This window comes from Pantoea sp. ARC270, from assembly GCF_003236725.1.
In the GTDB taxonomy this organism is placed as follows: domain Bacteria; phylum Pseudomonadota; class Gammaproteobacteria; order Enterobacterales; family Enterobacteriaceae; genus Pantoea; species Pantoea anthophila.
Genome location: NZ_PUGA01000028.1, coordinates 110,075 through 124,154, shown reverse-complemented (window position 1 = coordinate 124,154; position 14,080 = coordinate 110,075). Strand labels below are relative to the sequence as shown.

Sequence of the window (14,080 nt, the reverse complement as noted above, 5' to 3'; positions counted from 1 at the left end):
TGTAACTGCAACTGATACTAATACTTTTCGCTACAGCGACAGGAGAGACTGGAATGATGAGTGACGCCTTTATCCACGATTTAATCGACTGGATTGATAACAACATCGAAGCACGTCTGGATCTGGATACCGTTTCAGAGCGCGCGGGCTACTCCAAGTGGCACCTGCAGCGCATGTTCAAAGAGCACACCGGCTATCCACTGGGTGAGTACATCCGGGTGAAGAAGCTGAAAAAGTCTGCCGATCGCCTGACCAGCACCGATGAACCGATTCTGAACGTCGCGATTTCCCTGGGCTTTGACTCTCAGCAGTCTTTCAACCGCAGCTTTAAACGCCAGTATGGTGTGGCACCGGGTGCATGGCGTCGTCACAGCGGTGATTCGCACGCTGCATAACTTCGCCAGGGCCAGCCTGTCTGGCCCGCGCTTTCCTCCGGGCGCAAAACTGGTATCATCTGCATCCTGTCGTCACGGATGCCATCATGTCAAAAAAACTCTGGATTGGACTTTTCTTTGTCCTTGCGGCCTGCTTATACGGCCTTAAACCTTATCTCAACACCGTTTCTGCGCCGGCTCAGGCCGATATCGCCACCCTGACCGATGCCCACACCGTGGCGCGCTGGGTGCTGCAGCATCAGCAGTTACCGGACTACTACCTGACGAAAAACGAAGCGCGGCAACGCGGCTGGAATCCGGCCAAAGGTAACCTGTGTGAGGTTCTGCCCGGCAGGGCCATCGGCGGTGACCGTTTTGCTAACCGCGAAAAGCGGCTGCCCCCGCGTGCGGGTCGCCAGTGGTATGAAGCGGATGTGAATTACCGCTGCGGACATCGCGACGCCGATCGTCTGGTCTACTCCTCTGACGGGCTGGTGTTTCTCTCCACCGATCACTACCGCAGCTTCAGACAGGTACCCTGATCATGCTTGAACTGAACTTTGATCTGCGCGAACTCACCACGCGCGCGGCTTTTTATCGCGAGTTTGCCGGGCAGAGCGGCTGTCCGCCGACCTTTGGTCATAACCTGGATGCGTTGTGGGACTGGCTGACGGGCGGCATGGCGCTGCCTGCCACACTGCGGTTGCAGCATTACGCGGCGCATCAGGCTGATTTAGCGCCGGTGCTGGCGCTGCTGGAAGAGGCGGCACAGTCGCTGGAAGGCGAACTGCAACTGATCGTGGAGTAAGCCGGCAACGGTTTTTATTGCCGTCTCAGTCTCAGGTCGGCCGGGAAGCAGGGTGCAGTCGCACAGAGGCGAACTGCACCCGATTATCGATTACGTGCGCAGCGGCTTCAGCAGCGCAATCAGCGCCTCGCGGGCCGCCAGCGGCAGATCCCCACCGCCGGTATAGCCGTTGTTCTCAACGATCACCTGATTCAGTCCCACCAGCCAGTCGTAGATGTAATAGGCGGTGTGATTCGCCGGTGCCGCCGAGAGTCGGGTCAGGCGCTGACCGGCACCGAAGCTGACGCTGGGAGCGGGCGGGCGCGAGAAAATCACCTGGCCGCGGTTGACGCGGCTGGCGGGACGTTCTGATTCCGGGCGCTGTAAAAAGCCGAGCCAGGCCACAAAATCGCCCAGCACCGTCATCGCCCGCGTCACCTGCCGGTCGGCGCGGGATTCGTGCGTCACGCTTTGCGTGTCAGGTTCGTGCAGCGCCTGCTGCAGTTTTTGCGCAATATCGGTGCGGAACCCGGCGGTGATCAGCTCTTCTACCAGCCACTCCATCGTCGCCTTATCCACGTTAAGTAACGCCAGCAGGCTGCGGTTTTCCGGCAGCTGACGCAGGTGATCCAGCCACAGCAGCAGCACCTGGCGCGGAAACTGCTGGCTGCTGTGCAGGCTCTGACGCGGCTGAGCCGGTACGTCAGCGGGTGCGTCACTGAACAGGTCAAATTCAAACCCGATGCCGAACTGATTCTCCGGCGCCTGATGGGCCGGTTTGCTGCCCGGCAGGGTCGCCTGATTGAGCCACAGCTGACGCAGGGCTTCACGCGGCGGCTGCAGACGCTCCAGCAGCTCGCCATGCAGGCCGGTGCGATGCTGTAAACATTTCAGCAGCGTGTCGGCGATGTTCTGCTTGCGTGCCGCCTGTTCCGGGCTGGCACCCGCCTCGGTCCACGGCAGTAAACGCCGCTCTACGACGGTGTGCTGTATCTGCGCGAGCTGGGCCAGCAGCATGTCGCGGCGGGCGTCAGGCTGCATCTCATCCTGCAGCCAACTCGCCATGCGATCGACGCCCGCGCGATCCAGGGCCAGCATGGAACCCCAGTGCTGACCGGGCTGTCCCATCTGCCGCTGCACCGCCTCATCCACATTAATCTGCTGATGACGGGCGTCGAAGGGGGTGATGGCCCAGATGAGGCGCGGTTTCTCTGCGGCCTCCTGAGCAGGCTGCTGGCGCTGCCATTCGCGCAGCGTTTCGCTGACCCGATCCGCATCCTGACGCTGGCTGGCCGCCGTGCAGACCAGCAGCAGATCGATCGCCTGTCGCGCGGCATAAAAGCCCGGCAGCAGGGCGCGTTTCTGTTCCAGCAGCTGTGCGCGCAGCGGGTCCTGCTGCTGCAGGCGCTGACGATCTTCCTGGGTCGCCACATCACTGGAGTGACCGGGCGCAGGCAGTTCCAGCATATCAGCATCATCATAGAGCGCGGTGCGCGGGGTGGAACTCAGCGGCACCAGCACTTCCAGCGTCAGCAGCGTCAGCAGGCCCAGCGGGACGCGCTGGGCCTTGCCGATGCGGTTACCGTTCAGCGGGCAGACTTCCACCGGCTGCTGCTGATCCTGTTCGCTGGCTGGCACAATCAGCTGTCCGGCAGGCAGCAGGGCGTTATCAACCAGCAGGCTTAAGGGGGCGAGCACCCGGCTGCTGTTTCGCAGCTGATGGCGCAGATGCAGCAGCGTGCGCAGCATCTCGCTCAGCGCCGGTTCAGCGGGCCAGAGCAGAGAGAAAAGCTGCACCCGGTCGTCGACGCTCAGCCATGGCGCCAGTTCAACCGCCTGTGGCCAGAAGTGCCGATCCAGGCGCGCATCGTAGTGCGGACGGCGACGGCACCAGGCCCAGAGCGTGACCAGCGCATCACTGTCCAGACCGGCCAGCGGCGAGGCGAGGCGATGGCGCTGCAGACGCTGCAGCCCGCTGTCGATCTGCGCCACGTCGGGTGAGCCCGCAGCGGAACAGGCGAGCATCAGACGGATAACTTCCGCGTCATTCAGCAGGGTCAGTTCAACCGGCCACTCAGTCGAGAGCGGCTCGCGCTGATGGCTGAAGCGGGTGGCGGTAGCAAAATCCAGGTTGCCGGGATTGACATGCTGGAACCAGTAGAGCTGTTTGTCGCCCATGCGGGTCACCAGCTGGCCCTGTGCATCGGCCACCATCTCGTTGAGCAGCCAGGCTTTGCCGGCCTGCGACTGACCAAACAGGGCCAGCGTCACCGGACGGGCGACCTGCTGAGCCAGCGCCTGGGTCTGCACGCGTGCCTGACGCAGTTGCAGCGTCAGCGTTTCCGCCTCCAGCGCCAGACGCGGCGACTGCTCACGGCTGTTCTCAATCCATTCCAGACTGTTGTTCAGGGCGTCCTGTAACAGGCCCAGACGTTTTGCCAGCGTCTGAGGCTGGCGGGGTTTCAGGGCTTTCATCGTTTACACACGCTCCCGCTGTCAATCCAGTATTGCGCATTGGCGTTGCCGGTCGCCGACAGGGTATTCAGCTTCAGACTCAACTGCTCCAGCGGCACTCGGGTGCCATCATCCAGCTGCGCATCGCTCAGCACCAGGTTTTCCGGGCCGGACGCACCGGGGCCAGCTTTGACCGCCAGGCGGATGCGCAGCACGCTTTCGCCCGCCACTTTACGCGCCAGCGTCGGGTCGTTCAGCGTCAGGCTGTAAAGCGGTGAGGCGGGCCAGCGATCGTTATCGAGCTGGCGGAAGCCCAGACAGACGTTACCCCGGATGCGGAAACTGCGTTTCCGGTCCAGCGCAAAGCCGGGATCGTCGAGGTCAATGTCGCTGTAGCAGAGATTCTCATCCGTCAGGGCCTGGTTTTCATCCAGCATGCCCAGATAGCGGATGGTCGAGTAAGGTTCAAAATCACCCGCGCGGAACCAGAAGCTGCTGAGGCGCATATCCAGCGCCAGCAGGCAGAGCATCGCGCCGACGGCGGCGGTCGATTTCGGGTTGTCGATGCGGCCATGCTTGTTAAACGGATACCAGTCGCTGGTGTGATAGCCTTCCAGTGACAGAATGCGGCTGCCCGGCAGCGGCTGCAGATGGCGCACCAGCGCCTGAATGCCAGGGAAGCGTGACGGACGCCCGGTCAGCAGCAGCACATCGCACTGGTAGAGCGAGACCACCTCACACATGGAGCGCAGCGCCGGGATGATGGCCATCCGGTGCTGCATAAACTCGCCGTGCAGCTGCGCGAGGCTCACGACCAGCGGCACCTGCAGCAGATCAAAGCGGCTGTTGCCGCCCAGCTCACGCTGGATCTCGCCGTTGACAAAGGCGAGCACCGCCTCGCCAGGCGTCTGCTCAACCAGTTCGCCGAACAGGGCGTTGATTTCCGCGTGGCTCTCCAGCGGATCCCAGTTCTCGTAGCGCTCCAGCACCGCCTGCGCCAGCGGAATAAACAGCTGCAGCGTAACCTGCTGACGCAGCGTGGCCTGACCGTCCATGCGGCTATCGTGACCAAACAGCTTGTTCATCAGCGGTTCCGCCAGCGTAAGGCCCGCTTTCTGCAGGTGCTGCTGCAGCGCCGGTAAGATCCACAGCTGAATCACATCCAGCAGGATGTCATCGCCCGCCACCTTAAAGCCTTCGCGAAACAGCAGGCGCGGCGTGATTTTAACATTGTTGCCCTGACCATCATCCAGACGATACTGGGTAATCGCCAGGTCGGTGGTGCCGCCGCCGATGTCAATCGAGGCGATGCGCAGGCTTTTACCTGGCAGTTCGCCCTCATCGCGCGGCCGATCGGGACGCGCCATGCTGCTGAAAAAGTCTTCAGCGCGACCGGCAAAGTTGACCTGCGTCTCATTGAACAGCCAGACCATCTGCCCACAGGTGGCTTCATCCCACTCCATCTGCACATCCGGCAGCGGTTTCGGGTTCTGACGGGAGACGGCCGGTGCCAGATCATCCTCATCCGCGAGCCAGCCTTCGGCTTTCCAGACCAGCGCCAGCGCCTCCTGCATCCGGCGACGGAAGATTTCACGCTCCGGCTTGGGCATCGCGGACGGCAGCGTCAGGATCACATGGCGCAGCTGACGCGGCGCGTGACTCTGCGGCATACGCTGACGCTGAGCCGCGCTGTTCATCTGCATCAGCGCCTGAGCCAGCAGTTCACAGAGCATAAAGGTCATCAGCGAACTGCGGCTGTAGTGAGGTGAAAAGACCGGCAGACGATCGTCCGGCGCCAGCGTCGACAGCGGCTGGCCTTCATCGTTCAGCAGCGTGGTAAAGGGGGCACCATAAGCCAGCGGTTCCGCCTGCTCGCCCGGCGTATTAAAGCGCCAGCCCGGCTGATAGCGCGCCTCATCCCACAAATAACGGCGCGGGCTGGAGAGGCCGGTGCTGCCTTCCAGTCCCGCACGCTGCAGGGCCAGACGACTCGCCTCACGACCGACACGCGTCAGCGACGGCCACATAAACGCCTGTTCGCGCCCGCTCTCCAGCGAAAAGTTCGCTTTACCAAAGCGGGTTTCGGCAAATTCCAGACGGCTGTCAAACAGCTCGTTGTAAACCTGATGCGGCTGAGAGAGGTCGCGCAGCTGCAATTCATAGGTCTGCTTCAGGCCGTTGCTCTCTTCCGGGTGATCTTCCACCAGGATGCCGCAGGTGTGGGAGTTGCCCACATCAAGGATGATATCGACGTTGACCGCTGGGGTCTGCAGTGTGGCGGCCTGAATGTGGATCTCGCTGAGGTCGAGCTGCTGGCCCAGCAGTTCCAGCAGATTCAGGTAGTGCGCCTGATACTCAAATTCACGCAGCGCCTGTTTGATCGCCTGCTCGCGGCGGTCGCTGACGCGGTCGGTAAAGGATTCGCGCAGCCAGCCATCGACCCAGGTCAGATCGAGAAAGTCGCCCAGCTCGTAGTTGTGCCAGGCGAGGGCAAAGGTGACCCCATTCTGCGCATCCGCCAGGGTAAGGCCCAGCTGCTCGCCGCCATCCTCTTCCGCCACGCAGCGGGTATCAAAGGCAAGGGTAACGCGATGGGTATTGCCCGCCGCGTCAGGTGCGGGCAGGGCAACCAGACGCATCCGCGCCCAGTTTTCAGGGCCACCGATAAAACGACGTCCGCTGGCACAACGCAGCATGGGCAGCGGCAGCCAGCAGGCTGACAGCAGCGTCAGGGAGTCCGCCAGCGCGATATCAGATTCCGGGCGCACCACTTCGGCAGCGCCGCCATCTTCCGGATAGAGCAGGAACTTTCCGCTGTTGCCATCGACGTTCAGGCGCAGCAGCGGGCCGTTGGCCGTCTGGCGCACAAACTGACGGCGCGCAGGGGTATCTGAGAGTTGCAGGCCAAAATCCAGGAACTGCACGCCGCTGTTTTCAATCAGCGAAATTTTTTGTTTGTCATCGATCAGGGGAGCCAGCATCGTTATTTACTCTCACGCTTAATCGTCATCGGGAAGACCCGGTCTTCAGCAAACTGCGCTTCGCACTGCGCGGCGCCAATGCTGGCGTGGCAGACAAGCAGCGGCATACGGTAGCGCGAATTGTTCTGGCACTTCGCGGTGTAGCGGCTCTCAATCACCAGATTACCGGCGCTGGTCATGGCGGCGCTGACATCGGCTTTACAGCTGGTGTTACCCTGAGTGACCTGCACGCTGCCTTTACCACTTTTAAACTGGAAGCGCATTACAGGTGGCTTACCGGTTGGCGTCTGCATCTGGTTGATGGTGACCCGCCAGCGGCCATCGATCACCTGCACCTGCCCGTCACGCACCGCATCCGGCGTCACAATCAGATCGTCTGGCTTCGCCGGTACCGTCGGGGTCGCTTCACTGGCAAGGGTAGCAGACGCGGCGGCAGGCGGGGTCTCGGTGGTGCTGGCCGCTGACTGCGGCTGTGTGTCGGGGCGCGCTTCAGCCGTGGCCGTCACCGCTGGCGGGGTGAGGGTGGCCGGCGTCGTCACCGCGGGCGCGCTGGCGGCCTCGGTCGGTGCAGCAGCCACCGGAGGCTGGCTCGCCGTGACTGCCGGCGTAGCGGGAGCAGGCACCGTCGCCGGGGTCGCCGCTGGCTTCGCCGTTGCCACCGGGGTGGACTCAGAGGGTTGACGATGCAGCAGCACGGCCACCATGACGGCGGCGGCAATCGCGACCGGTGGGAGCAGATACCAGACGCGGAAACGGCGACGCGCCGGGAGAGGTGCAACGGGCTGAGTGTCGACAGGCGCAGCAGGCTGGGGTTCCGGTTCAGGCAGGATCTCAGGTTCCGGAACCGGTGGCGGCGCGAGGGTCTCCGGCTCTGCCACGACAGGCGCGGCAGGCAACATAGCCGGTGGCGGTTCAACCAGCGCCACCGGCAGATTCTCTTCCAGGGTATCACGCAGGCAGGCCAGCGCGTCATCGCGGCTGCGCGCCTGCGCGTCGACAAAGCCCCAGAACGTGATCACCGGTTTGCCATCGACCAGATAAACATACTGCTGGTCGGGAAATTGCAGGGTTTTGCTCAGCAGCGCGCCAAACAGGCGCATCGATGGATTCTCTGCCGCGCGCGCGCGCGTACTGAGATCCTGCATATCCTGCTGGCAGGCGGTAAGGTGCTGCAGCGCCGCGCGACGCTCATGATCGCTGGCACCCAGCCAGGATTTTACCCGCCCGCTGAAAGGGGCATACCAGTCGAGGCGGTCGCCCCGGTCGTTGGCCTGGGGAATGGCCAGGCAATCTGCCAGTGCGCTTTGACGGCGCAGGCGCAGGGTTTCACGAATTTGCAGTGCTGAGGCGTAGACCGGCTGGCCATTTTCACCTAATGCCAGAACTGCATCTAAATTACCGCTGCGCAGAAAAGTTTTTGCCACCTGTTGGGCCCTTATCGGTCGTTGTCTGAGGCAGAAAATCGCGTGTTATCGACGATTACGTTGATTTTACGCGGGGCAATGACAAATCAAACGGCAGAAAAGGGGCTAAATCCAGCGTTTTTTTCACTGGCTGGCGGAAAAACAACCGCCAGTTCAGTGAGATCAGCAGATTCAGGCACCTCTGCGCACCAGCAGCAGATGGGCGATAATGCCGCCCACCAGGCCCCAGAAGGCCGGACCGATCCCCAGAAGCGAGACGCCGGAAGCGGTGATCAGAAAAGTGATCAGCGCGCTGTCGCGTTCAGCAGGCTGTTCGAGCGCGCGCTGCAGGCTGCCACCCAGCGTGGCAAGCAGAGCCAGTCCCGCCAGCGCTTCAATCAGCACTCCAGGCAGGGCGCTGAACAGCACGGCGATCAACGCCCCGGACGCACCCGCCAGCAGATAGAAAATTCCCGCCAGCACCGCCGCGCGCCAGCGTTGCTGCGGATCGGGGTCGACCTCATCACTCATGCAGATCGCCGCGGTAATGGCCGCCACACAGACGGAAAAACCGCCAAACGGTGATAACAGCAGCGCCGTCAGGCCAGTCCAGCTCATCAGGGCAGACACCGGTGCACGATAACCGTGCGCCTGTAAGGTCGCGATACCGGGGGCGTTCTGCGACGCCATCGTAACCAGGAAATAGGGCACTCCGATTCCCAGCAGGGTGGTCAGGGTAAAGTGCGGCATCACCGGTTCGGGCAGCATTACGTTTAAGGGCTGCGGCGGAAAGTGAATGGCGTGCTGCGCCAGCGCGACGGCGATACCGATCAGCAGGGTGACCAGAATGGCATAGCGGGCCAGCCAGCGGCGGGCGAGCAGCCAGGCGAGACACATGCTGCCGCAGAGCACAAAGTTGGTCTGCAAATCGGCAAAGGTCTGCAGCCCGAAGCGCAGCAGAATCCCGGCCAGCATCGCCGCCGCCAGCGAAGCGGGAATGTGATTCATCAGTCGGGCAAACAGTCCGGTGACCCCGCACAGGACGATGAGAAGATTGGAGAACACAAAGACGCCCACCGCCTCGTTCAGCGAAATGCCATGAAAGCTGGTGGCCAGCAGCGCCGCGCCGGGTGTTGACCAGGCGGCCAGCACCGGCATGCGGTAGCGCAGCGACAATCCCAGCGAGGCGATCCCCATCGCGATGCCCAGAACGGAGAGCCAGCCGCCGATCTGCGCCGGTGTGGCGCCCGCCGCCTGAAACATCTGATAAATAATGGCGCCGCTGCTGCTGTAGCCCACCAGCACGGCGACATAGCCGGAAACCACCATCGGCAGGGTAAAACGGGGATGTTCCACTCTTTTCATCATCGCTCTCTATCACCCTCAGCGAAGGTGAATCTGTATTGTGCGTTATAGCGCACATGATTGCATGATACGCTATAACGCACAAGTGCTACACTGGCAGCATAACGTCAGCTCATTGACGAAAAATGCAGGAGAAAAAATGGCAGATTTTCAGCAACACCTGAGCGCCGCGCTCAGACAGTTGCGCCAGGCCAACGGCTGGAGCCTGACGCTCACGGCGGAGCGAACCGGCGTCAGTAAAGCGATGCTGGGGCAGATTGAGCGCGGCGAATCGAGTCCGACCGTGGCTACGCTGTGGAAGATCGCCACCGGTTTCAGCGTTCCCTTTTCCTTTTTTATCGATGGACGGGTGCTTCCCTCTGGCGCGGTCGCCGGGTTCAGCCAGGCCAACGCCGAGATGACGGTTCATCCGCTGCTGCCTTACGATCCGCAGCTGCGTTTTGACCTGCTGGCGGTTGAGCTGGCAGCGGGCGCGCAGAGCCAGTCGTCACCCCATGAAGCGGGCTGTGTCGAGCAGGTGGTGGTGATTGAAGGCGAGCTGCTGCTGGGCGTCGGTGATATCTGGCGACGACTGGTGGCGGGAGAGGCGTTCCAGTTCAGGGCGGATGTGACACACAGCTACCGTAATCCGCTGGCGACGCCACTGCGTTTTCACAGTCTGATCCACTACCTGCAGCGGCCGGACGTTACAAATTGATACCTGAGCAAACTACACAGTTTACCTTCGTATCTCTATACTTTCGCCTGGCTATGGAGACCGGCAATGAGCGATCTGACTGAATCGGCAGCCCTGCTGCGCATGCTGGTGGGTAAGCTGAGTCGCCGCCTGCGCGAATCGGCCCCACCCGGTGAGTTAACCTGGTCACAGGTGGCGGTACTGGGCCATCTGGTGCGGGACGGGGCGATGACGGTGACGCAGCTGGCCGCGGCGGAAGGCGTGCGCAGCCAGTCGATGGGCAGCACCGTTGCGGGGTTACTGGCGGCGGATCTGGTGACAGGGGAACCCGACCCGCACGATGGCCGCAAGACCCGTTACCTGCCGACCGCGGCCAGCCTGGCGGTGATTGCTTCCAGCCGCGCGATGCGTGACGACTGGCTGGTACGGACGCTGGAGGCCCGGCTGACACCGGCTGAACAGCAGCAACTGACCGATGTTCTCCCTTTACTGCAGCGACTCGCTGACCATTCACTTTAAGGATTTAATATGGCTGTAACCACACTTGATGCAAAAACGGCGCTGATTGTTATCGACCTGCAGCATGGCATTGTGGCGCTGCCACTGGTTCATGAGCCGCAGCCGGTGATCGAGCGCTGTGCCGCGCTGGCGGCGACATTCCGCCAGCATAATCTGCCGGTTGTGCTGGTTAACGTGGCAGGTGGTGCGCCAGGCCGCACTGAGCAGGCCCGTCACAGCGGTGAACTGCCTGCCGACTGGGCGACGCTGGTTCCGGCAATGACGCCGCAGCAGAATGACATCACCATCACCAAAAAGAGCTGGGGTGCGTTTCAGGCCACGGCGCTGCACGAGGAATTGCAGCAGCGCGGCATCACGCAGGTGGTGATCTGCGGGATCGCCACCAGTATCGGCGTGGAGTCCACGGCGCGACAGGCCTATGAGTCGGGTTACAACGTCACGCTGGCGACCGATGCGATGACCGATCTCAACATTGATACGCACAATAACAGCATCAAACTGATCTTCCCGCGCCTGGGTGAAACCGGCAGCTGTGAGGAGATTGTTGCGCTGCTGCCGCAGGCCTGATCTGACTGAGTATCAGGCAAAAAAAAGTCCTGCCACGGAGGGCAGGACAGGGATGGCTGCACGTCAACTCTTCAGTTAAAAGCTAAAACGGTAACCGGCATTAAGCTGGCGTTGATCAAAGCGCTGACCGGTCGTTAAATCGGCTTCCAGATAAAGATGATGTGCGGTGTCTATATCGGCACTGACTCCCAGTCCGTTGCGCAAGGCATTTCCGCTGAAATCCGCTTTCTCCGTTGAACCGTTCAGAGCATATTGCATGCTGGCTGAAAACTCGCGTTCCACGCCGGTTTTGAAATAGACATTGTAATTCGTGGCTCCACTTTTCTGACTGTATCCTGCCAGCGCGCCTGCCCGACCGTTAACGGAATGATAATCTTTAAACGCGATAATCAGACCGTTGCTGGTCCGGGTCTGAGACCCTTTCTGCCGGCCTGCGGTAATCTGAGCCTGAGGTTCGAGATAAAAGCCCTGGTCATCAGGAGAGAAGTGAAAACGCCTGCCCGCCTCAACGGAAAATGTGAATCCGTTTGATTTGGCCTGACCGGAAACCAGATTCTGCTGGCTATCTTTTACCGTAAACTGATTGCGGATGCGGTTGATCTTAACGACCTGATCGATGTAAAAACCGTTATCGGCGACCCAGGTCAGATAGCCCCCCACATGTTCTGATTTGGCCGTACCCTCGCCCCCGCGGTAGTGAGGTGAGGCGTGGGTGGTCCCCATAAACAGGCCGCCTGACACATTTATATCGTCGGCCAGGTGCTTATCTGCGCCAAACTGATAGCCGCTGTAGCCCATTTCAAAGTCACTCAGTCTGCCGCCTGAGAAGGTGTTCAGTTTACCGCCGAAGCCCCGCAGCCAGACATTCCCTTTCGCATTGTCCTGACGGATGTCGCCCAGTCGCTGAAACAGGGTTTGCGTTTCGACATAGTTCATCAGGTAACTGATATGCAGGAAATTACCGCCTGCATCTGCCGTGGTAGTAATCGGAGGGGCTGGCGTCGGTGCCGGAGCAGGGGCTGGCGCGGGTGTTGGGGCAGGGGCTGGCTCTGGTGCCGGATCCGGAGCGGGTTCTGGTTCCGGTGCTGATGCGGCGCCGGAAGAGTAGAGTTCCCAGTTCGTGCCGGTTTTACGCACTGAGTAGAGATAGCCGCCCAGTTCAATATCTGATGCTGTGGTAAAATTTGCTATCCCGTCAGGGGTTTCTGCCACGGTTAATAACTCATGGCCTGTTGTCGCCAGACTGCCCTGATTAAAAAATGACAATGTGAAGTCACCCTGGCTGCTGTTGGTGACAACCAGCTTATCGCCCCGGTTATTAACGCCATCACCTTCACCCACCGGATCAACACGCATATTGAAATTACCGCTACCTGACAGATCGGCAACGGTTAAGGTGGAATAGTCGGATGCAGAGATTGACCGGGTAAAATCAATCCGCCCCTTATTCATGTTTAACCGGTCTACATTTGAATTTGCGCTGACATACCAGTCACTCTTATCCAGTGTCGTATTCAGATACCCCTTATTCACACCGTCGCTGATGGCGGCGCCTTGCCAGACCGAACCGGGCTGCAGCGCTAAATCAACGAATCCGCCGCGGGAATAAACGGAACCCGTCATATTCAGTTTGCCGTCGATATTAACCACGCCCTGTGCATAACCTTCGTTATATTGCGTGGCGATGGCGAACTGATCTGCCGAAGCCATAGCGATATCGACATTACCGGTCAGATTGATCTCGCCGCCTGTCATTGCATAAAGCGCCGCTCTGGGAGTCACTGAACTACTGATGGAAACATTATTCGCCGAGATATGACCCGCGTTCAGCGCCCACAGCGCCATGTCGGCGCTGGTAATATCGGTCTCATCAAGCGTGACAAAGGAGCCAGACGTCTGGGCAGATGCGGCATAAGAACCGCCTGAATGAAGGCTGTTTCGCTGTTCTGCTGTTCCTTTGAAGTTAATGATTGCTGACGTGCCGCTGGCGACGATGCTGCCAGCCTGAGCAGACGTTACCTGACTGCCGGGGCCAATGTCAGCAACGCCATTCTGACGCACCTCAAGACCGATTGATCCGCTTCCTGTCGTATTAATGGTCAGATTATCAGCGGAGAGTTCGCCATAACTCCAGATGCCAAAGGCCTTCGCGCCACTTGTCGTGATGGTGCTTCCGGATCCCAGAGTTGCGAGCGAATCGGCCTGCAGATTGAGACCATAAGCATAATCGCCTGTCGTGGTGAGAGTCAGTTTATTTGCGATCAGTGATGTGCGGCTGGATGATGCTCTCCCATTCAGGGTATGGACCCTGATAGCGTGGCTGCCAGTACCCTGAGTCGAAATGGTGCTGCCGCTTCCCAGATCCACGCGGGTGCCCGCATTGCTGACGCTGAGGCCTAAACCACTGTCTCCTGTCAGATTCACCGTAAGCGCTTCTGCTTTCAGCGATGACGCTCCCCGAATCAGAATACCGGAAGCGGTAGCGGTCCCGTTCACATTGACCGTGGTTCCCGTCCCCAGATCGGCAGTAATATCCTGACCCGTAATATTAATGCCCAGGGCACTATTTCCACTGATATTGAGAGTAAGTCCTTCCGCAGACAGCTGGCTCTCATTCCCCCAGATCACTACGCCGCGTGCATAATTATCGGCATCAGTGACGTTTATAAAAGCGTGACGGCCCAGATTGATGATCCCGGTCTGATTGTAGGGATTGACGACGCCATATAGCCCGCCTGAATAGGTGGCGTCTCCGGTCAGAATGTCGCCATCATTCAGGGTTATATTCGCCCCTGTCTGGCTTCCGATATTCTCACCCGCCACATTACCGCTCATCATAAATCCTGTCAGTAACGCCAGCGGCGTTAAACTACTCATTATCTTATTCATCAGCAAAACATTCCCTGTGTGGCACGAAAAATCAACGCGCACACAGAAAGATGCATTATTCCATG

At 60.2% G+C, this 14,080-nt stretch carries 11 protein-coding genes; 6 read left to right on the top strand and 5 right to left on the bottom strand.

Translation table 11 applies throughout. The features are described 5' to 3' along the window. Window positions 1–53 precede the first annotated feature (53 nt). The 3 genes from CKF42_RS13990 (at window position 54) to CKF42_RS13980 (ending at window position 1,182) form a co-directional block, all read left to right on the top strand. On the top strand, window positions 54–395 hold the full coding sequence (locus tag CKF42_RS13990; RefSeq protein ID WP_009090299.1) for a helix-turn-helix domain-containing protein: 342 nt from the start codon (window positions 54–56) through the stop codon (window positions 393–395). A gap of 86 nt (window positions 396–481) precedes the next feature. Then, window positions 482–916 carry a ribonuclease domain-containing protein gene (locus tag CKF42_RS13985; RefSeq protein ID WP_111208456.1) on the top strand — a complete coding sequence of 145 codons (435 nt, stop codon included), beginning with the start codon at window positions 482–484 and terminating at the stop codon, window positions 914–916. A 2-nt stretch (window positions 917–918) separates the two neighbouring features. Then, on the top strand, window positions 919–1,182 hold the full coding sequence (locus tag CKF42_RS13980) for a barstar family protein (protein ID WP_111208455.1): 264 nt from the start codon (window positions 919–921) through the stop codon (window positions 1,180–1,182). Window positions 1,183–1,272: 90 nt separating this feature from the next. Here the strand turns inward: CKF42_RS13980 and CKF42_RS13975 are convergent, their stop codons facing one another. The 4 genes from CKF42_RS13975 to CKF42_RS13960 form a co-directional block, all read right to left on the bottom strand. Then, window positions 1,273–3,636, bottom strand: a complete 2,364-nt coding sequence (locus tag CKF42_RS13975) for a virulence factor SrfC family protein (RefSeq protein ID WP_111208454.1) — start codon at window positions 3,634–3,636, stop codon at window positions 1,273–1,275. Then, a complete protein-coding gene (locus CKF42_RS13970) occupies window positions 3,633–6,596 on the bottom strand; it encodes a virulence factor SrfB (protein ID WP_111208453.1) in 2,964 nt (987 codons plus the stop codon). The genes CKF42_RS13975 and CKF42_RS13970 overlap by 4 nt, the downstream gene beginning before the upstream one ends. 2 nt (window positions 6,597–6,598) lie before the next feature. Next, the gene (locus CKF42_RS13965) at window positions 6,599–8,020 is read right to left on the bottom strand and encodes an SrfA family protein (RefSeq protein ID WP_111208452.1); all 1,422 of its coding nucleotides are present in this window, start codon (window positions 8,018–8,020) and stop codon (window positions 6,599–6,601) included. Between the two features lie 171 nt (window positions 8,021–8,191). After that, window positions 8,192–9,364: a benzoate/H(+) symporter BenE family transporter gene (locus CKF42_RS13960; RefSeq protein WP_369974603.1), complete on the bottom strand. Its 1,173-nt coding sequence runs from the start codon at window positions 9,362–9,364 to the stop codon at window positions 8,192–8,194. A gap of 139 nt (window positions 9,365–9,503) precedes the next feature. Here CKF42_RS13960 and CKF42_RS13955 point away from each other — a divergent pair, with 139 nt between their 5' ends. The 3 genes from CKF42_RS13955 to CKF42_RS13945 all read left to right on the top strand — a co-directional run bounded on the left by CKF42_RS13955 (window position 9,504) and on the right by CKF42_RS13945 (window position 11,126). Further along, complete coding sequence (locus CKF42_RS13955) at window positions 9,504–10,061, top strand: helix-turn-helix domain-containing protein (protein WP_111208451.1); 558 nt, start codon at window positions 9,504–9,506, stop codon at window positions 10,059–10,061. A gap of 66 nt (window positions 10,062–10,127) precedes the next feature. Next, window positions 10,128–10,559 (top strand): MarR family winged helix-turn-helix transcriptional regulator, encoded by a 432-nt coding sequence (locus CKF42_RS13950; RefSeq protein WP_009090285.1) that lies wholly within the window; start codon window positions 10,128–10,130, stop codon window positions 10,557–10,559. Window positions 10,560–10,568: 9 nt separating this feature from the next. Further along, complete coding sequence (locus tag CKF42_RS13945; RefSeq protein ID WP_111208450.1) at window positions 10,569–11,126, top strand: isochorismatase family protein; 558 nt, start codon at window positions 10,569–10,571, stop codon at window positions 11,124–11,126. Between the two features lie 75 nt (window positions 11,127–11,201). Here the strand turns inward: CKF42_RS13945 and CKF42_RS13940 are convergent, their stop codons facing one another. Continuing rightward, on the bottom strand, window positions 11,202–14,003 hold the full coding sequence (locus CKF42_RS13940; RefSeq protein ID WP_111208465.1) for an autotransporter outer membrane beta-barrel domain-containing protein: 2,802 nt from the start codon (window positions 14,001–14,003) through the stop codon (window positions 11,202–11,204). Between the last annotated feature and the right edge of the window lie 77 nt (window positions 14,004–14,080).

What these genes read in the sequence shown, in the direction of transcription:
- CKF42_RS13990 (WP_009090299.1), top strand. Translation starts at nt 54, where the DNA reads ATGATGAGTGACGCCTTTATCCACGATTTAATCGACTGGATTGATAAC.
- CKF42_RS13985 (WP_111208456.1), top strand. Translation starts at nt 482, where the DNA reads ATGTCAAAAAAACTCTGGATTGGACTTTTCTTTGTCCTTGCGGCCTGC.
- CKF42_RS13980 (WP_111208455.1), top strand. Translation starts at nt 919, where the DNA reads ATGCTTGAACTGAACTTTGATCTGCGCGAACTCACCACGCGCGCGGCT.
- CKF42_RS13975 (WP_111208454.1), bottom strand. Translation starts at nt 3,636, where the DNA reads ATGAAAGCCCTGAAACCCCGCCAGCCTCAGACGCTGGCAAAACGTCTG.
- CKF42_RS13970 (WP_111208453.1), bottom strand. Translation starts at nt 6,596, where the DNA reads ATGCTGGCTCCCCTGATCGATGACAAACAAAAAATTTCGCTGATTGAA.
- CKF42_RS13960 (WP_369974603.1), bottom strand. Translation starts at nt 9,364, where the DNA reads ATGAAAAGAGTGGAACATCCCCGTTTTACCCTGCCGATGGTGGTTTCC.
- CKF42_RS13955 (WP_111208451.1), top strand. Translation starts at nt 9,504, where the DNA reads ATGGCAGATTTTCAGCAACACCTGAGCGCCGCGCTCAGACAGTTGCGC.
- CKF42_RS13950 (WP_009090285.1), top strand. Translation starts at nt 10,128, where the DNA reads ATGAGCGATCTGACTGAATCGGCAGCCCTGCTGCGCATGCTGGTGGGT.
- CKF42_RS13945 (WP_111208450.1), top strand. Translation starts at nt 10,569, where the DNA reads ATGGCTGTAACCACACTTGATGCAAAAACGGCGCTGATTGTTATCGAC.
- CKF42_RS13940 (WP_111208465.1), bottom strand. Translation starts at nt 14,003, where the DNA reads ATGAGTAGTTTAACGCCGCTGGCGTTACTGACAGGATTTATGATGAGC.